The 20,679-nt window shown below is 40.6% G+C and carries 16 protein-coding genes and 1 pseudogene; 6 read left to right on the top strand and 11 right to left on the bottom strand.

Features of this window, described 5'->3' with window-relative positions; genetic code table 11:
* The first annotated feature begins 204 nt into the window (after positions 1–204).
* The 4 genes and pseudogenes from HMPREF1115_RS04890 to HMPREF1115_RS04875 all read left to right on the top strand — a co-directional run bounded on the left by HMPREF1115_RS04890 (position 205) and on the right by HMPREF1115_RS04875 (position 4,897).
* Complete coding sequence (locus HMPREF1115_RS04890; RefSeq protein WP_000752728.1) at positions 205–1,248, top strand: dihydrolipoamide acetyltransferase; 1,044 nt, start codon at positions 205–207, stop codon at positions 1,246–1,248.
* Positions 1,249–1,293: 45 nt separating this feature from the next.
* A complete protein-coding gene (gene lpdA / locus HMPREF1115_RS04885; protein ID WP_001162895.1) occupies positions 1,294–2,997 on the top strand; it encodes a dihydrolipoyl dehydrogenase in 1,704 nt (567 codons plus the stop codon).
* 195 nt (positions 2,998–3,192) lie between these two features.
* Positions 3,193–4,182 (top strand): lipoate--protein ligase, encoded by a 990-nt coding sequence (locus HMPREF1115_RS04880; protein ID WP_000874006.1) that lies wholly within the window; start codon positions 3,193–3,195, stop codon positions 4,180–4,182.
* A gap of 105 nt (positions 4,183–4,287) precedes the next feature.
* Positions 4,288–4,897 (top strand): annotated as a pseudogene (locus tag HMPREF1115_RS04875) (hypothetical protein).
* Between the two features lie 79 nt (positions 4,898–4,976).
* On the opposite strand, the gene xerS reads toward HMPREF1115_RS04875, so the two are convergent.
* The 6 genes from xerS to ylqF form a co-directional block, all read right to left on the bottom strand.
* Positions 4,977–6,047 carry a tyrosine recombinase XerS gene (gene xerS, locus HMPREF1115_RS04870; protein WP_000817870.1) on the bottom strand — a complete coding sequence of 357 codons (1,071 nt, stop codon included), beginning with the start codon at positions 6,045–6,047 and terminating at the stop codon, positions 4,977–4,979.
* A gap of 178 nt (positions 6,048–6,225) precedes the next feature.
* Positions 6,226–6,663, bottom strand: coding sequence for a MepB family protein (locus HMPREF1115_RS04865; RefSeq protein WP_025170981.1), 438 nt, complete (start codon positions 6,661–6,663; stop codon positions 6,226–6,228).
* Positions 6,664–6,728: 65 nt separating this feature from the next.
* Entirely contained in the window at positions 6,729–7,469 is a 741-nt protein-coding gene (locus tag HMPREF1115_RS04860; RefSeq protein ID WP_000827857.1) for a CPBP family intramembrane glutamic endopeptidase, read from the bottom strand.
* Positions 7,470–7,520: 51 nt separating this feature from the next.
* The gene (locus HMPREF1115_RS04855) at positions 7,521–9,071 is read right to left on the bottom strand and encodes a ClC family H(+)/Cl(-) exchange transporter (RefSeq protein WP_000392569.1); all 1,551 of its coding nucleotides are present in this window, start codon (positions 9,069–9,071) and stop codon (positions 7,521–7,523) included.
* Between the two features lie 12 nt (positions 9,072–9,083).
* The gene (locus HMPREF1115_RS04850) at positions 9,084–9,863 is read right to left on the bottom strand and encodes a ribonuclease HII (RefSeq protein ID WP_000207519.1); all 780 of its coding nucleotides are present in this window, start codon (positions 9,861–9,863) and stop codon (positions 9,084–9,086) included.
* Entirely contained in the window at positions 9,850–10,701 is an 852-nt protein-coding gene (gene ylqF, locus HMPREF1115_RS04845; RefSeq protein WP_000201304.1) for a ribosome biogenesis GTPase YlqF, read from the bottom strand. Before ylqF ends, HMPREF1115_RS04850 begins: the two co-directional genes overlap by 14 nt.
* Positions 10,702–10,916: 215 nt before the next feature.
* Between ylqF and mazE the strand changes: the two genes are divergently transcribed.
* Both mazE and HMPREF1115_RS0102055 read left to right on the top strand, forming a co-directional pair.
* The gene (gene mazE / locus HMPREF1115_RS04840; RefSeq protein ID WP_001098942.1) at positions 10,917–11,132 is read left to right on the top strand and encodes a type II toxin-antitoxin system PemI/MazE family antitoxin; all 216 of its coding nucleotides are present in this window, start codon (positions 10,917–10,919) and stop codon (positions 11,130–11,132) included.
* Entirely contained in the window at positions 11,116–11,472 is a 357-nt protein-coding gene (locus HMPREF1115_RS0102055; RefSeq protein WP_000560799.1) for a type II toxin-antitoxin system PemK/MazF family toxin, read from the top strand. The genes mazE and HMPREF1115_RS0102055 overlap by 17 nt, the downstream gene beginning before the upstream one ends.
* Before the next feature lie 33 nt (positions 11,473–11,505).
* Here the strand turns inward: HMPREF1115_RS0102055 and HMPREF1115_RS04835 are convergent, their stop codons facing one another.
* The 5 genes from HMPREF1115_RS04835 to HMPREF1115_RS04815 form a co-directional block, all read right to left on the bottom strand.
* Entirely contained in the window at positions 11,506–12,684 is a 1,179-nt protein-coding gene (locus tag HMPREF1115_RS04835) for a hypothetical protein (RefSeq protein WP_001116504.1), read from the bottom strand.
* A gap of 17 nt (positions 12,685–12,701) precedes the next feature.
* Complete coding sequence (gene addA / locus HMPREF1115_RS04830) at positions 12,702–16,355, bottom strand: helicase-exonuclease AddAB subunit AddA (protein WP_000802727.1); 3,654 nt, start codon at positions 16,353–16,355, stop codon at positions 12,702–12,704.
* Positions 16,352–19,627 carry an ATP-dependent nuclease subunit B gene (gene rexB, locus HMPREF1115_RS04825; RefSeq protein ID WP_000772386.1) on the bottom strand — a complete coding sequence of 1,092 codons (3,276 nt, stop codon included), beginning with the start codon at positions 19,625–19,627 and terminating at the stop codon, positions 16,352–16,354. Before rexB ends, addA begins: the two co-directional genes overlap by 4 nt.
* Before the next feature lie 106 nt (positions 19,628–19,733).
* Complete coding sequence (locus tag HMPREF1115_RS04820) at positions 19,734–20,153, bottom strand: EVE domain-containing protein (RefSeq protein ID WP_001138489.1); 420 nt, start codon at positions 20,151–20,153, stop codon at positions 19,734–19,736.
* Positions 20,146–20,607 carry a MarR family winged helix-turn-helix transcriptional regulator gene (locus HMPREF1115_RS04815; protein WP_000049663.1) on the bottom strand — a complete coding sequence of 154 codons (462 nt, stop codon included), beginning with the start codon at positions 20,605–20,607 and terminating at the stop codon, positions 20,146–20,148. The genes HMPREF1115_RS04820 and HMPREF1115_RS04815 overlap by 8 nt, the downstream gene beginning before the upstream one ends.
* Positions 20,608–20,679 lie beyond the last annotated feature (72 nt).

Genomic DNA, 20,679 nt, shown 5'->3' with positions numbered 1-20,679 from the left:
TAAGTCTACTAGGTTGACCGCCTAATAGCGGCAACCGTAGTAACTTGAGACACGTTTCGTGTCCAAGTTACTTGTAGAGTTGAACACGGGCTAAAAGCTCGGAAAAAAGATAAATCTCCTTGACTTCATCGAAGCCTGCGTAGATTTCCTATTTTTCAGTCGCTTTTTTACGCCCTTTGTATCATAAATAGAATTGGAGAGGTCATGGCTGATGACAAGCTAAGAGCGACTCCTGCGGCTAGAAAGTTAGCGGATGAACTAGGTATCAACCTCTACGACGTTTCTGGCTCAGGTGCAAACGGTCGTGTCCACAAAGAAGACGTGGAAACTTATAAAGACACAAATGTGGTTCGCATTTCGCCACTTGCAAAACGAATTGCCCTCGAACATAATATTGCTTGGCAGGAAATCCAAGGAACAGGTCATCGTGGTAAGATCATGAAGAAGGACGTTTTGGCCTTGCTTCCTGAAAATATCGAAAACGACACTATCAAGTCTCCTGCTCAGATTGAAAAAGTGGAAGAAGTTCCAGATACTATCACTCCTTATGGTGAAATTGAGCGTATCCCAATGACACCAATGCGTAAGGTTATTGCCCGACGTATGGTCGAGTCTTACCTAACTGCGCCAACTTTCACACTCAACTATGAAGTTGATATGACTGAAATGCTGGCTCTTCGTAAGAAGGTTCTTGAGCCAATTATGGAAGCAACTGGGAAGAAGACTACTGTAACAGACCTTCTTTCACTTGCAGTTGTTAAGACTCTTATGAAACACCCATACATCAACGCTTCATTGACAGAAGATGGCAAGACTATTATCACTCACAACTATGTCAACCTTGCGATGGCAGTTGGTATGGATAATGGATTGATGACACCTGTTGTTTACAATGCTGAAAAATTAAACTTGTCAGAGTTGGTTGTTGCATTCAAAGATGTGATTGGCCGTACCTTGGATGGTAAATTGGCTCCAAGCGAACTGCAAAATTCAACCTTCACAATTAGTAACTTGGGAATGTTTGGTGTTCAGTCTTTTGGTCCTATTATTAACCAACCAAACTCAGCTATCCTTGGTGTGAGCTCGACAATCGAGAAGCCAGTTGTCGTCAATGGTGAGATTGTGATTCGCCCTATCATGAGCTTAGGATTAACTATCGACCACCGTGTTGTAGATGGTATGGCTGGTGCTAAGTTTATGAAAGACTTGAAAGAATTGATTGAAAATCCAATCTCAATGTTGATTTAAGAACAAGAGTATTCATTTTTAAGATATAGATAAAGGAAGGAAGACATGGCCTTAGAAGTAATTATGCCAAAAGCCGGCGTGGATATGACAGAAGGACAAATCGTCCAATGGAATAAAAAAGTCGGAGAATTTGTAAAAGAAGGAGAAATCCTTTTGGAAATCATGACTGACAAAGTCAGCATGGAATTGGAAGCCGAAGAAGATGGGTACTTGATTGCCATCCTTAAAGGAGATGGTGAAACTGTCCCTGTAACGGAAGTCATCGGTTACCTTGGTGAAGAAGGGGAAAACATCCCAACAGCTGGAGCGCCAGCACCAGAAGCTAGCCCAGCGGCTGCAGTTAGTGCCTCAAACGACGATGACAAGAGCGACGATGCCTTTGATATCGTTGTGATTGGTGGTGGTCCTGCTGGTTATGTTGCAGCCATTAAAGCAGCACAATTAGGTGGTAAGGTTGCCCTTGTTGAGAAATCTGAACTTGGTGGAACCTGCTTGAACCGTGGCTGTATCCCTACCAAGACTTACCTTCACAATGCTGAAATCATTGAAAACATTGGTCATGCAGCAAACCGTGGTATTGTCATCGAAAATCCAAACTTCACTGTAGATATGGATAAACTTTTAGAAACAAAATCTAAAGTTGTTAATACTCTTGTTGGTGGAGTTGCAGGTCTTCTTCGTAGCTACGGAGTTACTGTTCATAAGGGAATTGGTACAATCACTAAAGACAAGAACGTCTTGGTAAATGGTTCAGAATTGCTTGAAACTAAGAAAATTATCCTTGCTGGTGGTTCAAAAGTCAGCAAAATCAACGTCCCTGGTATGGAATCTCCACTTGTCATGACCAGTGACGACATTCTTGAAATGAACGAAGTGCCAGAAAGCCTTGTTATCATCGGTGGTGGCGTTGTCGGTATTGAACTCGGCCAAGCCTTCATGACATTTGGTTCAAAGGTAACTGTGATCGAAATGATGGACCGTATCGTGCCAGCTATGGATGCGGAAGTTTCTAAGAATCTTCGCTTGATTCTTGAGCGTAAAGGTATGACAATATTAACAGACACTAAACTTCAAGAAATCGTCGAAGAAAATGGTCAACTTCGTATCAAGGTTGAAGGAAAAGACGATATTATCGCAAGTAAAGCCCTCCTTTCAATCGGTCGTGTGCCAGACCTTGAAGGTATTGGAGATGTTGAGTTTGAATTGGATCGTGGACGTATCAAGGTCAACGAATACATGGAAACTTCTGTTCCAGGTATCTACGCACCAGGTGATATCAACGGTACTAAGATGTTGGCGCACGCAGCCTTCCGCATGGGTGAAGTTGCTGCTGAAAATGCGCTTAAAGGAAACCATGCTGTTGCTAAGTTGAACTTGACTCCAGCAGCCATCTACACTCTTCCTGAAGTAGCAGCAGTCGGTTTGACAGAAGAGCAAGCTCGTGAGAAATACGATGTAGCCATCGGTAAGTTCAACTTTGCGGCTAACGGACGTGCTATTGCTTCTGATGCGGCTCAAGGTTTCGTTAAAGTCATTGCAGATAAGAAATACGGAGAAATCCTTGGTGTTCACATCATCGGTCCTGCAGCCGCAGAATTGATTAACGAAGCGTCAAGCATTATCGAAATGGAAATCACTGTTGAAGAAATGCTGAAGACCATCCACGGACACCCAACCTACTCTGAAGTGATGTACGAAGCGTTTGCGGATGTTCTAGGAATGGCCATCCATTCACCTAAGAAAAAATAAATAATTTTTTCAACTAAATTTTCTTAAAGTAGTACGGACGGCAGCGACCTCTATTAGAGTTCCATGCCTAAAAATTGAGCCTCTTGTCTCAATTTTTCCGAGAAATGTAACGATAACACGTTACATTTCTTTTTACCACTTTAGAAAATTTGATTGCTATGAACAGAATGTAAAAACTAAATTTTTGGAAATACTATGAAATACATTATCAATCATTCAAACGACACTGCTTTTAATATCGCCTTGGAAGAATATGCCTTTAAACATCTTTTGGATGAGGATCAAATCTTCCTTCTTTGGATTAACAAACCTTCTATCATTGTTGGACGTCACCAGAATACTATCGAAGAAATCAACCGTGATTATGTCCGTGAAAATGGCATTGAGGTAGTCCGCCGTATCAGTGGCGGTGGAGCTGTTTATCACGATTTAAACAACCTCAACTATACTATCATTTCAAAAGAAGATGAAAACAAGGCCTTTGACTTCAAGAGCTTCTCAACTCCAGTTATCAATACCTTGGCTCAACTCGGTGTTAAAGCTGAGTTCACAGGCCGTAATGACCTTGAGATTGATGGCAAAAAATTCTGTGGTAATGCCCAGGCCTATATCAATGGCCGTATCATGCACCACGGTTGCCTGCTCTTTGACGTTGACCTATCAGTCCTTGCTAACGCCCTCAAGGTTTCAAAAGATAAATTTGAATCGAAAGGTGTGAAATCCGTCCGTGCCCGTGTAACCAATATTGTCAATGAATTACCAGAAAAAATCACAGTTGAAGAATTTCGTGATTTGCTATTGGAATACATGAAAAAAGAGTACCCAGAGATGACTGAATACGTTTTTTCTGAGCAAGAATTGGCCGAAATCAACCGCATCAAGGAGATCAAGTTCGGTACTTGGGACTGGAACTACGGTAAATCACCTGAATTTAACGTCCGTCGGGGAACAAAATTCACCAGTGGTAAGGTTGAAGTTTTTGCCAACGTCATTGAATCAAAAATCCAAGATATCAAGATTTATGGAGACTTCTTTGGTATCGAAGACGTTGCAGCTGTAGAAGATGTCCTTCGTGGCGTAAAATATGAACGCGAAGATGTTCTTAAGGCACTAGAAACTATTGACATCACACGCTACTTTGCTGGTATCAGCCGTGAAGAAATCGCTGAAGCAGTAGTGGGGTAAGGAAAAAGAATCCATTTATGATGGATTCTTTTATTAGGGTTAAACTTAATAATCATGCTGATTAGATTATAATAGAGATGAAAAATGAAAAGGAGTTATTCATTAATGTTAGAAATTCCAGTAGAAAGCCTTAATCTATTTGAACAGTTAGACCGCAATGTTGTTGCTTTCTATAGAAATGAAGAAATTTATCAAACTGAAAGTTTAAATATAATAAGCATCACACAAGAACATTATGATATGAAATACAAAGAGCTTCAGCCTTTAGGATACCAGGCTGTTCAAATACCTTTAGGAATGGCTTTAGATAATGTAATCCAGCAAGCATATTTCCAAAATCTTATAATTGGCGGTCTTCTGCCCGATGAAATCAAAGTAAACAAAGAAGACTTAATGCCTTTGAAAGATATTGTTGATAGTTTTTGTATTATGTATGCTGCAGCGAATAACCGACTAGAACATAGTAAGGCTTATGAATTTATGAAAGATAAGACAGTATTCTTTATTGGTAAACTGTTAACTGACGATCTTAAAAATGGTGACGAAATTTCGTATATGGGAATCGAAAGAGAATCAGCTGATGGAACTTCTTATAAAGCAGTTCAATGATTCAAAAAAACCTATAAGCTCAGCAAATCTAGCCTATCTGCAAGCCTTTTGGGGTAAACCAGTAATTATAGAGCCACACCGTAACTACTGGATTGAGTTTAAATAACTAAAAAACGAAAGATAAAAGGAATTGATCTTTCGTTTTTTAGCGATAGTTGATTTACATAATTTATAATATGTAATATTCACAAACTGTCTAAAGCATTCTTTTGTTCATCATTGACGATATGGGTATAGAGGTCAGTGACTTGTGTGCTGGCGTGTCCTAGCTGATGGCTAACCAAAACTTGCGATTTAGTTGCATCATAGAGTCTAGTTGCTAGCGTATGGCGTAGTTTGTGGGGAGTTACACGCACTTTGAAGTCCTCAGAGTATTTAGCAACCATCTTTTCAACACTAGAAGCATCAATACGATTGGGAACACCACGATATAAGGTCAGAAAGAGAGCTGTATCTGTTTTTTCCGTCTTATAGCGTTGATTTCGAATGGCGAGATAATTCTTTAGATAAGGCTTAGCAAAAGCAGCGACATTGACAGAATCACGTTTTCCCCCTTTTCGAGTAACATCGATAACCATCATTTTGAGATTAAGGTCTCTTAGATCCAAATTAACAGCTTCAGATAAGCGGACACCAGACGCCAAAAGAAGGGCAATAATGGCTAAATCACGTTCTTTATTTTTATTGAATGACGAGAGGGCACGATTTGAGAGCTGTTGTGGATACTCCTGGTCGATATAGGTTAGAAAACCTTCTGTTTCATCACCTAGGAAGAGTTTTTGCTTGATGTTTTCAGCTCTAGCAGCAAGTGTTTCTTTCTTTTTCTTGGTTGAAACTTTCTTCATTACATTACGATAGAAATAAGGCTCCCCCTGGTCGTTTTCAACCTCCTCGGTCAGATACTTGTAAAGACTGGAAAGTGCTGACAAGGTCCGATTGATGGTCGTCTGAGAGACACCTTGCTTGGTTGTATTAGCATTCAGCAAAGGTCGTTCACGTAGATATAGGATAAAGGATTCCATATCTTTTTTAGACATATTTTCCAAGACTGATAAAGGAATGTCAGACATTTTATCAACATTTGAAATACCAGACTCCAAAACCCAGCTGAAAAATCGATCGTATTCCTTGAGGTATTCGTACAAGGTTGTAAAACTGTAGGGCACAGCAAGCTTTGATTGGTAGTATTCCAAGACATACCAGGGCATGATTTGTTTTAGTTTGTCGATTCGTTCCAGTAAAATCTCACGTTTCATGTATTTTCTCCATAATTAAGTCTACTAGTAGTATAGCATAGACTAATATATTTTTCAAGAAAATTATAGTTTTTCGGAAAGATGTTATAAGTGTTTGATGGATTCTAGAAAAAACAAAGACCTGGTTCCACAATCATAAGAAACAGGTCTTTTGTGTGTATGTAATCCGGCAATATGTTTATATTTCAATTTCTCTAAAATATTGCAATTGCCATTTTTGTGTTGCTCGAGCTGTTGTATTTAAATTTGAGCACCAAGGAGGATAAAATCGCATAGACATTTTTCCATTGCTATCTTTTGTCGACAGAATGTTTTTACGAATAGCCACCTCGTTTGGAATAATGAATAGTCCCCTCTTATCATTATCAATGATAACGATTATAAGTTCATTTCCTAAGTCCTCATTGGTATAAGGAATGTTCTTGTTGTTTTGGTCTTTTTTCCAAAAAACTGTAAAATATCCTTCTTTTTTTGGTGTTCTTTTTGCCAAGCGGCATCTTTTATACCCTTGCTCTTCCTTTATATTGATAAGAATACCTTCGTATTTTTCATTGTATTTTTCTTCAATGAAATCAAAATCACCATAAAAATTATATAAAACATCGAGTATTTTTATTATGATGTATGTCCTCCTTAGCAAATAACTTTTCCAAAGAATAATACTGTTTCCAACAAAATCAGCTACCGACTATACTCATCTTTTTTATGTATTACCATATAGCAGGATACCAAGATGACGAAGATTTTAAGCAGGAAAGCTTCATATCGGTCAGTATCTATGGTTATCTGAGACAAGACGTTAATGATCGAATGTGTCATAACGCAAATCCAGAGATTCTTTGTTTTGTTATAAAGAGCTGAGAGTATGAAAGAATTCGTCAGCAATCCAAATAAAAACAGTAGAATTTGCAGAGTTGCTAGGGAACCATCAATGTAAAAGAACAACAGATGCCAAAGCGCCCAGCTGAAAAAGGTTAAGATTGTTGAGTAAAAATATGGCAACTTTTCTTGTAAAATTGGTTGAAAAACATATCGCCATCCAATCTCTTCTATACCACCAAAGACAATAAATTTGAAGAACATCAAAAATGGGAGATACCAGCTAAATTCTACTATTTGCCCACCAAACATTAGAAAAGAAAAATCAAGGACAATAAGGAAAAAAGATAATAAATAATGTTTGTAACTGGTATGAATGTTAAAAAAATCGTTTACAATCTTCTTAAAATGAATATGAAAATAGTGATTTGCAACAATGATTCCCCAAAGAGCTGAAGAAATGCCACCTAGAAAGATTCCTAAAATAGATAATAGATTGGAATGAATAGAAAAAAGATTGAAGAGAAAGAAAAGGAGGCAAACTGATACTATTTGGCTAAATGTGCCTAGCAAATATACCGCAATTGCCTTATTTCTTTTCATTGAGAATCCTTTCAATAATTTTTACGTAAAATAAATTATGTAAACTAAAGCTTACAACAACAAATCCTTGACTTTTCCGATTTCACTTTTTGGAATCACCAGGTGAATCATATCCCCCAGATACATTCTAGTTGAGCCGTTAACTGTTTGGCTTTTGCCATTATGGACTTGGGTGGTGATGAGTACGTTATGTGGTAAATTGAGCTCGTGAACCTGTTTTCCAGCGATTTTGTCAGACACAGGGATTTCTATGAGGGTGACTTCTCCTTCGTCTGTCGCTTCTTCTGGTAGCATTTTTTCTAGCATAGCTTCATAGACTGGAGCACCCTTGAGCAGATCCATGACGATGTAGGCAACTAAGGTCACTAAGCCAAGTGGCATGAGGTTGCGAATATCTCCAACCATCTCGGTTACGAGTATCATAGCGGTTAAGGGAGCCTTGGAAATTGCCCCAAAGTAGCCACTCATTCCCAGAATGACAAATATAGGAAATTGTTCCTGACTGACAAGCCCAAGGTTGACACAAATGACACCAACTAGGGCACCAAGTAAGGAACCAAGCGCCAAAATGGGTAGGAAAATTCCTCCTGGGAGGCCACTTCCATAACTAATCATACTCCAAACAAAGCGGATCAAAAAGTAAGCTAATAGAACTTGGAAACTAAAATTTTGCTCAGTTAAGGAAAGAACCAGCTGATTTCCACCACCAAGGATTTGTGGCAAGAAAATCCCGACTGGTATGATGAGAATAAAGGCGATAATTGGATAATATGCTCTGTCCAAATGAATTTTTTGACCAATCCAGTCATAAATTCGACCAACATTGAGTACAGCCTTCTCATAGAGAAAACCAGAAAGCCCGAGAAAAACTCCCATAAAGAGGTAAATCCAATACTGGTCTAGGGTCATGAGAGGAATGTTGTCTGGCATATCCAGTACGGGTGTTAGGCCAAATATGAGTAGTGAGACAAAGTTTGCTACGAGACTAGCTGCTAAAGTTGAGACCCAGAAAAAGCGTGAAAAATGATGATAGACTTCTTCTACAACAAAGAGGAGACCTGCAATTGGTGCATTAAAGGCAGCTGCTAATCCTGCAGCAGCTCCACTGGCAATCAGGGAACGTTCCTCTACTGGGCTAGATTTGAGCCACTTGGCGATACCTTTACCACCAACTGCTCCAAGTTGAATACTTGGCCCTTCCCGACCTAGCATAAGGCCACTGGCAATAGCAAGAATACCTAGAATATATTTTTTCCAGAGGACACTCCACCAGTTAAGAGTCATTAGTCCCTTTAATTCGGCTTCGACTTGAGGAATTCCTGAACCCTTGATATCTTTTTCTGATCGAGTTAGTTTCGCACTAAGCCAGCAAACTATTACATAAAATAGGCCAATGATAAAAAGATTGCGCACTAAGTGCGCTTGATCTTGATAGAGTCCTTGTATCAGATGGAAACCCTTTTCGATTAAGAAACGAAAGGATCCGACGATTAGCCCGACGACGAGTCCAACAATGATTCCTCGCCCAACTTGGGATAATATGGTGCTTGAGGCAAAGGCAAATTCTTTCTTGGAACTGAATGTTTCTGACTGTTCCTCCATAATCATTTCCTCTTACTTGTCTTTCTTAGTTGAAACCAGTGTTTTGACTGGTTCAAAACTGGTTCGGTGAATTGGGGTGACACCTAATTTTTCCAGTCCTTCTAGGTGTTTAGCTGTTCCATAGCCTGCATTAGCTGTAAAATCATAGCCGGGATATTGGTTGTCATATTCCTTCATCAATTCATCCCGTGTCACCTTGGCCACTATAGATGCAGCTGCGATGGAGAGGGAGTTGGCATCTCCTTTGATAATGGAGGTTTGTGAAATTGGTAACTCCAGTTTCATGGCGTCTATCAAGAGGTGCTCAGGTTGCGGACTGAGCTGGGAGATTGCTTCTTTCATGGCTAGTTTGGTTGCTTCATAGATATTGACTTGGTCAATGACTTGATTATCCATGATTCCAATCCCGATTGCTAAGGCTTGGTCTTGAACAGCATGATAAATTTCCAGATGTTTCTTTTTAGGGATTTTTTTGCTATCGTTGAGGCCTTTAATCTTACAATTTTTGGGCAAGATAACAGCTGCAGCGACTACGGGTCCAGCCAGAGGACCACGGCCGACCTCATCAACACCTGCAATTAGGGTCAATCCTTGCTTATACAGTTCTTTTTCATAGGAAAGCATAGTTTCCAAACGAAGGTCTTCATCCAGTTCAGCCTGAATGGCTTTTTTACGCTTGTTGATTTCCTTTTGAACTCCAGAACGAGGATCTTTTTCGAATTCTAGAAAAAGAGGATTGTCTAATTCTTTGACAGTGGCAAGAAGTTCTTTAATTTCTTTAATCGTCGTCATCGATGTCGTCCAATGTATCTAAGGTGTAGTTACCGAGTTTTCCATCACGGACTTCCTTGACGAAGAGGCTGTAAAAGCGGTCGTAGTCGTCTCGGAAACCAAGGGCACGGGTCATATCCATGATGATAACAGGTGCTTCTTCTTCTATCTTCATTTGTTTGAAGCGTTCAGCTAGCTTTTCTGGATAATGTTTTTTGAAATAATCAAGACCAAAAATGGTCACTTCATCCATAGGAAGCAACTGGTCTTTAATGGCTCCAGTCAAGGCTAGTTTCAAAGCAACGGTTTCGTCTTCAAATTTAGGCCAGAGAATCCCTGGTGTGTCTAAAATTTCAAGGTCTTTATTGGTTTTAAGCCATTGTTGCCCCTTGGTAACACCTGGTTTATTGCCTACAACCGCAATCTTTTTCCCAGCCAAACGGTTCATGAGAGTTGACTTACCGGCATTTGGAATTCCGATAATCATAGTCCGCAAGGTTTCGATCTTAATACCGCGTTCTTTCTGGCGTGCAATCTTATCAGCCATGAGCTTTTTAGCGGCATCAGTAACAACTTTTACAGTCACTTGCTCTTTGGAATTGATAGCCAGAGTTTGGATTCCCTGTGATTCAAAATACTGACGCCATTCTTTGGTCATTGCGGGGTCAGCCAGATCTGCCTTATTCAAAATCAAAAGCTTTGGTTTATCCCCAACAATCTTAGTTAACATAGGATTTTGACTAGATAAAGGTAGCCTAGCATCCACCAAAATCGTCACAAAATCAACAAATTTTAAATTCTCCTGAACTTGCCGCCGAGCCTTAGACATGTGACCCGGAAACCATTGAATAGTAGCCATAATATTTTCCCCTTCCGACTAAAAAAAACGTAGTAAAAACGTTTTCTTTCTTACTACCTATTCTATCATAAATGAGGAACTTTTGCACAGGCTTTGACCACAATAAATGACAAATAGTATAGGTACGAAACATCCTTGATGCCAGTCACGATTTACTTGACTTTTTTTGCTAACAGGTATATACTTAGTGTATACATTTTTGTGGAGGTAGAGCAATGAATACAGTAAAGACTCGGAAGGTGGGGAATTCGCTCACTGTGACCATTCCTAAAAATTTAGGGATGACAGAAGGTCAAGAAATGGTCGTCTACAAAGGGATTGACGGAGTCATTGTCTTAGCTCCAAAACTGAAAGATCCTTTTGATGGGATTACTGATTTGAGAATGACAAATGATTTTGAAGGGGTAAGGTCACTTGATAGCGAAATCTGACTATATTCCTGAAAAGCAGGATATCATTTGGCTGGACTTTGATCCATCAGTCGGTCGAGAAATTCAGAAAAGGCGACCAGCCTTGGTTGTTTCTAGGAGAGAATATGCCTTGCAAACTGGTTTTGTGGCTGTCTGTCCTATCACTCATGGCCAACAACGTTTGGCAGAAAAAAGTTTGCTCGTTCCTGTCTCATCAGATAAGGTAGATGGTGCTGTCAATCCATTTCAACTGTATACCTTTGATTTTCGGATGCGTAATGCTCAAAAAATAACAAGAATGGACACACAATGTTTTCAGAAAGTCGTCCAACTTTACCAGTACATCTTTGGAGATACTTAAATCCTACCATGCATAGACAAGGTAGGATTTTTTCTATATGAGTAACCTATCTAAAAACGGATGAAGACAATTGAGGAGAATCCCTCTAGTCCAACTTTCTTGTGCAGATGATAGATGTTCTGCCTGAAGGCATTCTTTTAGAAAATCGCGGACTTGTTCTGGTGCAATTTCAAACTCAAAGACTTTCATCTTGTAGAAAAAGTCTATGAGATGCTCAGATAAGTAATCATCTGAAAAGGCTACTTCTCCACTTTTTCGATATTCTAATAGAAGCCGAGAAAATCTAGCTTTTTCATCAGGCAAATCCCGAAAATAGGAATTAAGAAGCCAAGTCTGCTTCTGCTTTCGTTCAATCGGATCTTGATTTGCAATACGCTGATCCTTTTCCAGCTCCTTTTGATTTTGTTTAGCCTTGATAGCTCGTTCGTCTCTATTTTTACCAAAGAGGATTTTCTCCCATTTTCGTTCTTCTTGGGTCAAGGTTTCTTTAAAGCCAAAGTAATCTTGATAGGCTCGTTCTGCAGGTCCCATGGCAAGAATGAGATTGTCAGCGTATTGCTTGGCGATTTTATCTCTTTTCTTACGTTCTTTCTCTGCTTGAATCCGTAAATGCTGTTCGTAGTCGATTTTCTCCTTGCCTAGTTTGACAAGGTAGAGTTGGTCATCGGTCTTACCAAGTAAAAAAGGTTTGATACACTTTTCCAGCACTTCTTCCATACGAGCCTTCTTATTTGGCTCTGCCTTGGTCCAACTTCCGCCTTTGAAGACTTCTAGGAAGAGCTGGTAATCTTTCTCAGGTGCGAATTGATTGCCACGATTGGCTTTGAAAATACCTTTTTCCCAAAACCAATTTAGAAGTCGTTCGTCAAAGTCGCTTTTATTAACCTTGATTTTTTCCTTTTTCTGAGCTTTTCTAGTTAGGTTTTCAACTTTTCTGAGTAGTTTTTCTTCCTCTTCCAGTTGCTGGTCTAAAGTCAGTCGATGAAAATGACGAACACAATCGCTACCAATCGGAAAAAGGCGTTGACCTGTAACTCCGTTAAAGAGTTCGTAGGCGTATTTAATGGCATTCCCACAGACGCAATTACTACGACCAATGCCATTAAAAATCAAGGAAACTTCATTCCATTCCTTGGTTGCTTGATCCCAAGTATCGGCTTTTGAAGCCTGTAAAACCGCATCGTGCAGAGATTTTCTAACTGGAAATGGCATGAGGTCTCCTTTCTAGATTATACTTTTACAACCTGAACCTCGTCTTTACCGAGTAAGATCAAGTATTTTTCAATATATTCAATCGAATAAGCTCGTGATAAAGCCTCTCCATAGAGCGCTAACTGACCACGATAGCGGTCTACGAGTTGACTTGATTCATCATAGCGGTCTGTCTTATAGTCGAAAAGAATAATTCTGTCCTCGTAAAGTAGATAGCCGTCCAAGATCCCACGAACAACAAAGTCTTCCTGACTCTTTTGATCTTTTTTGAGCATGGAGAAAGGTTGCTCGCGGTAGAGATGGTCAGTATTTGCGAGAATCTCCTGACCAAGTGGTGTGTCAAAGAATGCAAGGATTTTAGCAAGATTGATCTTGTCTCTGACACCTGGGCTGGTTTGAACTTGTTTGAGAGTTTCTGTCAGGCTAGCAAGTGTTGGTTGCTGACTGAGGTCAATTCTTTGCATGAGTTCGTGGGTTGCACTACCAATCTCAGCTCCAGTTACCTTTTCTTTAGTTAAAAAATCAGGTAAATCAAAGCTAATTTGCTTTTCCGGTGATTGAGTTTGGTTAGTAATTTCTACCCCTTCCATATCCATAACCGGTTCGTAGAATTTCTTGATTTGGCTTGGGGTTTGAACACTTGGTAGTTCAATAGCTGCGCGGTGAAGAGTATTATAAACTTCTACCTCTCTCAGCATTTCAAGGGCTTCTTTAATCGTTTCAGACTGGCGGTTGTCTGCTTGAGAACTATCTTGTAGAGGACTCTTGTTTTCCAATTCTCCGATAGCTTCTCTGGTCAACTGGTCTTCACCAACAAAACGATAGCTAAAGTTGAGATTTTCCTTGGCAAATACTTTGGTAATAGCCCAAATCCAATCTTGAAAATTCTTGGATTGCAATCTGGTACTGCTATCTAATTTTCCGTTGTTTGCTGCTGGGTATTTCTTGGCTTCTAGCTTTTCACGAGAACCCTTGCCGACAAGATAGAGCTTTTTCTCAGCCCTCGTCATGGCAACATACAGCAGACGCATCTGCTCTGAATAGCTAGCCAGTTGCAGTTCTTTCTCATTCTGGATATAAGTTAGACTAGGAATGGAGAGTTTGATGGTTTTAGGATAGTGTGCTTCCACTGCTCCTGTTTCCACCTTGGCAATATATTTGACACCAAGCCCATTTTGACGCCTGAGAATAACGTCTGACATCGAGTCTTGCTTGTTGAAGTCCTGATCCATGTTGAGGATAAAGACATAAGGAAACTCCAGACCTTTGCTCTTGTGAATGGTCATGAGCTCCACTGCATCTTTTGGCGGAGCGACGGCAACGCTTGCGAGATCGTGCTGGGCTTCTAAGACTTGGTCAATCATACGAATAAAACGAGACAAGCCCTTGAAATTGCTCTTTTCAAACTGATCAGCACGTAGAGCTAGGGCGTAGAGATTGGCCTGTCTAGCAGGTCCGTTCGGCAAAGCCCCAACATAGTCATAGTAAAAACGGTCGTTGTAAATCTTCCAAATCAAGTCATAGAGAGTGTGGGTTTTGGCATATAAGCGCCAAGAATCCAAAACATCCATGAACTGACTTAGTTTTTCAGCTAGAGCTGTATGAATCAAGTTTTTCTGACTTGTTGCCAGTTTTTGAGCATTGACCAGTTTCTCATAGAGATTTTCTTGTACCTTATCTTCTACTTTCTGAAGGGATAAGCGTGCCAACTCGTCCTCATCAAAACCAAACATAGGAGACTTCATCAGAGCAACTAAGGCATAGTCTTGCAGGGGATTGTGAATGACGCGCAGGGTGTCCAGCATGACTTGTACTTCTAGGGATTGGAGATAATTGTTTTGCTCACCGTCGGTTTTAACTGGAATTCCGTACTCAGACAGGGCAAGAAGAATCTGGTCATTACGACTGCGGCTGGAAGTCAAAAGGGCTATTTCTTTAAAGGCAACACCTTTTTCCTGATGAAGTTTCAAGATTTCCTTGATGACCAGGCGCATTTCACCAGTGAGCTTCGTTTCTGCAGAACTTTCTTCTTCCTCTTGCCCACTATCGTCCTTATCGTAGAGGAGAAATTCTGCCTTGTTCTCAGGGTTGGGAGTTAGTTTGCTATTGGCAAAAACAAGCTGGTGCATGCTGTCGTAGTTAATTTCGCCGACTTCTTGGTCCATGAGCCGTTCAAATACATCATTGGTTGCAGACAGCACTTCTGAACTACTACGGAAATTTTCCTTGAGGAGAATCAGCTTTCCTTCTTGAGGATTTTGCGCATAGCATTGGAATTTCTCATTGAAAATCTGCGGGTCTGCCTGACGGAAACGGTAGATGGACTGCTTGATATCTCCCACCATAAAGCGATTGTGATCATTCGACAGCAATTCCAGCATCCGTTCTTGAATATGGTTGGTATCCTGATACTCATCGACCATGACTTCGTGGAATCGTTCCTGATAAGCCTCGCGGACTTGTGGGAAATTCTCTAAAATTTCAATGGTGAAATGACTGATATCAGCGAATTCAAAGGCATTTTCCTGGCGTTTACGTTCACGATAAGCCTCCACAAAATCGCTCATAAAGGTTTGGAAGGTTTTAGCCAGATCCCAGGTATCTTCATGATAACGCTCTTGATAGTCGAGAATGGTTATCTGGTCCGCCAGTTGTCCTAGTTTAGCAAACTGGGCCTTTCTCTCATCGTTATAGGAATCAGCCAGTGGTTTTAAATCGGCCTTACGACTGGAGTTAGTCAGAGCCCGACCATTTTTCTCTTTAGAGATGGCGACAACACGAGCAAGCACTGCTTGATAAGCCTGACAATCGGACTCTTGATTTAAGGAGGCAATTTCATCCAGAACCTGTTGCACAGCTTCTAAATAGGCAGCTTTTGGAAACTCCTTGGCATCGTTATCCAGATGATAACGGAGGAAACTTTCCAAGTCCCAAAGCGCCTGCTTGATTTGCTCAGTTAGTTTGTCTTTTTCATTTGCAAAGTCAGCTTTTTCAAACCCTTTGAGGAAAGACTCGTTCAGCCATTTTTGGGGACTGCTGGTGGATTGAAGGAAATCATAGATTTTGTAGACTTGCTGGCGCAGACCTCGTTCATCCTTGCCACGTCCAGCAAAGTTCTTCACCAAATGGCTAAATTTCTCTTTATTCTCACCTTGGTAATGCTCTTCAAAAACCTGATGAAAAACTTCGTTTTTTAAGAGCAACTGTTCACTTTCATTTTGTAGAATACGGAAGTTCGGTGCGATATCAATCAGATAGCCGTGCTTGCCAAGGAATTTTTGCGTGAAGGAATCCATGGTTCCAATAGCAGCGTTTGGCAGATCTGCCAACTGGCGTCCCAAGTGTTGTTTGAGATCGACATCATCGGTTTCTTGGATTTGTTGGCTGATTTTTTTCTCCAAGCGCTCCTTTAGTTCAGTAGCAGCCTTGACGGTAAAGGTCGAGATAAAGAGTTGGCTGATTTCCACACCACGTGCTAATTGGTCAAGAATGCGCTCTGCCATGACAAAGGTCTTCCCTGAACCAGCAGACGCTGAAACAAGGATATTTTGCCCTGCGGTATAAATGGCTTCGATTTGCTCGGCAGTTTTCTTTTGTTCCTTGCTCGAACTTGCTTCTGCTTTTTGCAGTTTTTGAATTTCTTCCTCAGTTAAAAAGGAAATGGGCTTCATCGATTCAACTCCTCTCTCATTTTTTCAAACCAAGCTTGCTTGAGCTTTTCTCCGACCAGACGCTTGCCGTCAGCTAAGTCTAACTTCTCTAGGAAACGGGCTTGTCCCAAATGGTAATTAGCTTCAAATCCAGTGATGGCTTGGTGTTGCTGAACGTACGGGGCAATGCTTTTGCCATTTTCGGTATAGGGATTAATGGCAAACTGGCCTTGTAAAATCTTCTTAGCTGCCTTCTTGTACAGGTGGGCATTATAGTCCAGTAGGAGCTGGAACTCCTCGTCTGTCAGCTGATTAGCCTTGTTTTTGTTGTAAAATTCGCCCAAGTGACTGCTTTCTTTTTCTAAAAAGAGTCCCTGGTATTTCATTGATTTGCTGGCTTCTACTACTGCTCCTGCCAGACTTTTAACAGCTAATAAAGACTGGACAGGCTCAGCCATTTCCAAGTACATGGCGCCGAAAAAGTTTTGCTCTCCTTCTCCCTTAAGAGCAGCAAGATAGGTTGGCAGTTGGGAATTGAGGCCATTAAAGAAATGAGGAAACTGGAACTGGGTCAGACTAGACTTGTAGTCCACCACTCCTAGCGCTCCATCAGCTTTCAAACGGTCGATTCGGTCAACCTTGCCTCGCACATGGACACTGCGACCATTATCCAATTGAATAAAGGCCTGATCTTTACCACCAAATGTTGCTTCCTCTTGAATGGTTTCAATGGCTGGATTATGACGAAGGATGTGGCCTGTTGTCCGAGCCACATCAAGTAGAACTTCCTTGGTAAACTGGGCTTCCAAACTTTCTTGATAAATGGCTTCAAATTCCCGTTCTTGACTAGTTTCTTGAATAGCTTGTTCCAAACGTTGGTCAAATGGATTTTCAGCAGGTTGTTTCAAGGCACGTTCAAAAATACGGTGCAAGAAATTCCCATGACTGCGAGCATCAGGACGTAGGCGCAATTCTTCCTGCAAACCTAAGACATAACGGAGGAAATAACTGTATTCATTGCGGTAAAACTCCGTTAAACCAGAAGTAGACAGGTAAAACTCATTGTCAGCTGGATAGAGAGCCTGCAAGGTCTCTTTCTCTAATGGCTTGCTGCTTGGACTAGTTGGGAGTGCTGGATTTGTAAGACCTTTTTGATCAAGTTTTTTCCCCATCACACGCGCTAAAACCTTGACAAAGGTCACATCTTGCTCATTTTCACTAGAACCTGCCTGCTGATGATAGGCAACAAGGCTAGACAGGAGACTATGATATGACCCCATATCATCCTTAGACAGACCTTTGTGATGAATCTTCTTCTCTATCCGGCTAAATCCAAAACCCACCAGTTCCTGAAGATAGGCCGATTCCTTACTCTCATTTTCATTGAGGAGACTTGGTGCTGACAAAATCAATTGTTTACGGGCAGCATTGACTAAGGAAACCATGGTATAGCGATTTTTCTTGAGGTTTTCACTACTTGCAATCAGTAATTGCGCTCCCTCTTCGGTTGCTTGGTTTAGGCTTTGTCTTTCTTCGTCTGTTAACAGGCTGGTGTTTTGCGCAATTTTTGGTAAATGGTCCTGAGTCAGCCCAATTGCGTAGACAAAGTTAGCGGTCAGAGGGGCAATCAGATCGTAACTCTGCACCAGAACGGTGTCCACTGTCGCTGGAATGGTGCGATACTGGGACAAACTCATTCCAGAATGGAGCAAGGCTAGGAAGTCCTCTAGACTAACTTGTGAACCAGCAAAAACCGTCGCAAATTGTTCTAAAACTTGGCAGAAAGCCTTCCAAACTTCGGCTTGTCTTTCCTGTTCTAGAGTTTCCATAGTAGCTGTCAAGTCTTGCATCTGCTTGCTTAAAGCAGCATTTTTTAGAAAAGTATTCCACTTTTGCAAGAGATTTTCAGTCTTTTGCTTCCGACTGGCAAATAAGGTTTCAAGTGGCACCAAAACTCGCAGACGAAGAGAATTTAAACGCTCTAAATCAAATTTTCCATGGTGGGATTTTGTGAAGGTCTGCTGAAAAGCTGGCAAGCCATTGATACCAAGATAGCGGAGATATTGCTCGAAAGCATCAATATCCGCTTGGCTAAGGTCAGTATATAGACCAGTTCTGAGGAGATTAATCAAATCTTCCTGACGGAAACGGTAGCATTTCAAACGCAAAATAGATTCGACATACTGAGTCAAAGGGTGGTGAGCCATGGATTCGCTTCTACCTAGATAGAAAGGAATCTGGTACTGGTCAAAAATGGTTTTCAGTGATAACTGGTAAGAAGCCACATCCCCTAAGAGAATACGAAAATTCTTGTAACTCAGTTCTGGATGGTCATGTAATTTCTGACGAATGGTACGGGCTACCAACTCCAACTCTTCTTTTTGCGTCAAGCAAGACCAGATTTGCAGATTCTCACAGTCCTTCTCATCGACATCTAATGCGAGTTCTGAAAAGTCATAAGAAGACTCCAGCAAACGAGAGGCCTTATCAAAACTATCCATGTACGCATGAGTCTGAGAACGGTCTTGAGCAACCGTTTGGTATTTAGCACCTAAATGATGAAGAAATTCCACACTGACTTGGTAGAGATTTCCTTCAGTGAACGGACTGGTATAGGCCTTCTTGCTTGCATAAGCACCAATGACAATCTCAACACCTTTACGCTGGAGCAGATCCACTACATGTTCTTCCTCAGCAGAAAAACGGGTAAATCCGTCAATGACTAAGGCAATATGACTGAAATCACTACTTACCTTATCATTCTCAATAGCCTCAATCAAATGGGACAATTGACTTCCCTGAGCCAACTGGCTTTGATTGAGATAGGCAGTCACTTTCTCAAAAATCAAGAGTAAATCTGCCCGCTTGTTCTCATCACTCAAACTTTCTAAGTCTAAAAAGTTCATCTGAGCAGTCGTCATCTCATGATAAAGTTCAATCAACTGCTGGATAAACTGAGGGTCTTGTTTAATAGCACCATAAACTCGTAACTCTTTGGGATCAAGTTCAGCAAGACATTTATAAAAGGCCATCCCAAGGCCGATGTCATCAAGACTGGTCTTTGTAGGCAAGTCATTTAAAACCAGGTAACGAGCCATCTGAGCAAAGCGCGTGACAGTAATCGCAAAAGAAGCCTGCTGGGACAAGCATTTCAGCACGGCACGTTCCTTTTCAAATGAAAGAGAGTTGGGGGCAATGTAGAAGACCCGCTTGCCAGTAGCAACCAGCTCTTCCGCCTCTCTGGTTAGGATTTCTGTCAAAGAAGTCCGAATATCAGTATAAAGTAATTTCATCTCTGCCTCGTTTGGTTTCTCAAAGTTTCTTAATCTATTATAGCAAAGTTCGCTTCACAGTCCAAATCCAAAATTCTTGTTGACAATCATTTAACTAGCGAATCAATCAAGCTTCATCATCCACTTTCATATGCTGAAAAATATGGAGGAAAAAGTCTTTGGAAACTTCAAAATGTCCATAACGAAGTCGAGAAGTATAGTCTCTCCATTCAGGATGTTGTCTAGCTATTTCTATGGAACAATCTTTGACTGGTAGATAATACTCGACATTTCGTCTAAAGGGAAAGAATCCTTCAAATTGCTCTACTTGATAGGCTTTGTCATCTATAATTTTACCTACGGCCACAAAAGCCTGTAACTTATCTTGACCATTCATATCGTATTTTGGACTATAGTATAAAAGATAGTCACCTTTTTTCATACGATTTAAGGGGCCTCCCTTTCCATGACAGACCTGACAAAAATTTCCCTCAACTCCTCTTAAAACATGGTTCTTTGAAACAACTCCGACCCAATATCTAGGCATTTTTATCCTCCAGCACTACTAACATACGATTAAAACATTCTCTATCGTTAGATAGTTTTTCAAAAAATTTTTCATCAATCCCTTCTACTAAGGGTAAAGCTTGATTGACCTTCTCCGCGCCAGACTTCGTCACTGAGACCAGTTTTGCCCGACTATCCTTTGGATGTTGATCACGTCTAATGTAGTTCTTCTTCTCCAGTAGTCTAACAATCTGGGAAACTGTCATGACATCCATACCAGTGAACCGAGCAATATCAACTTGCGTTACATATTCCTCTTTATTAGACAGAAACAAAAGCGAGGTTAAAACGATAAATTGAGGCAAAGTGAGGCCAACCGATTTCAAAACTCTTTTTAAATTACTTTCCCATTTGTTGTAAACTTTAATGAAAAGAAGACCAGTAGATTCTGTTTCATCATTTTTGTAAATTGAATTAAAGTGGTACTTTGACATTTTTTCTCCTAAAACATTAAGTATACGTATTATATACGATTTTATTTTCTTTTTCAAGAAAAGGAAAGCCGA

The organism is Streptococcus oralis SK610 (assembly GCF_000257455.1).
Taxonomy (GTDB): Bacteria; Bacillota; Bacilli; order Lactobacillales; family Streptococcaceae; genus Streptococcus; species Streptococcus oralis_CB.
This window is presented reverse-complemented; position numbering and strand designations above follow the sequence as displayed.

Coding starts and splice junctions, on each gene's coding strand:
- HMPREF1115_RS04890 (WP_000752728.1), top strand. CDS start 205: ATGGCTGATGACAAGCTAAGAGCGACTCCTGCGGCTAGAAAGTTAGCG.
- HMPREF1115_RS04860 (WP_000827857.1), bottom strand. CDS start 7,469: ATGAAAAGAAATAAGGCAATTGCGGTATATTTGCTAGGCACATTTAGC.
- HMPREF1115_RS04815 (WP_000049663.1), bottom strand. CDS start 20,607: ATGTCAAAGTACCACTTTAATTCAATTTACAAAAATGATGAAACAGAA.
- mazE (WP_001098942.1), top strand. CDS start 10,917: ATGAATACAGTAAAGACTCGGAAGGTGGGGAATTCGCTCACTGTGACC.
- HMPREF1115_RS04850 (WP_000207519.1), bottom strand. CDS start 9,863: ATGACGACGATTAAAGAAATTAAAGAACTTCTTGCCACTGTCAAAGAA.
- addA (WP_000802727.1), bottom strand. CDS start 16,355: ATGAAGCCCATTTCCTTTTTAACTGAGGAAGAAATTCAAAAACTGCAA.
- HMPREF1115_RS04855 (WP_000392569.1), bottom strand. CDS start 9,071: ATGGAGGAACAGTCAGAAACATTCAGTTCCAAGAAAGAATTTGCCTTT.
- rexB (WP_000772386.1), bottom strand. CDS start 19,627: ATGAAATTACTTTATACTGATATTCGGACTTCTTTGACAGAAATCCTA.
- ylqF (WP_000201304.1), bottom strand. CDS start 10,701: ATGGCTACTATTCAATGGTTTCCGGGTCACATGTCTAAGGCTCGGCGG.
- lpdA (WP_001162895.1), top strand. CDS start 1,294: ATGGCCTTAGAAGTAATTATGCCAAAAGCCGGCGTGGATATGACAGAA.
- HMPREF1115_RS04820 (WP_001138489.1), bottom strand. CDS start 20,153: ATGCCTAGATATTGGGTCGGAGTTGTTTCAAAGAACCATGTTTTAAGA.
- HMPREF1115_RS04835 (WP_001116504.1), bottom strand. CDS start 12,684: ATGCCATTTCCAGTTAGAAAATCTCTGCACGATGCGGTTTTACAGGCT.
- xerS (WP_000817870.1), bottom strand. CDS start 6,047: ATGAAACGTGAGATTTTACTGGAACGAATCGACAAACTAAAACAAATC.
- HMPREF1115_RS04880 (WP_000874006.1), top strand. CDS start 3,193: ATGAAATACATTATCAATCATTCAAACGACACTGCTTTTAATATCGCC.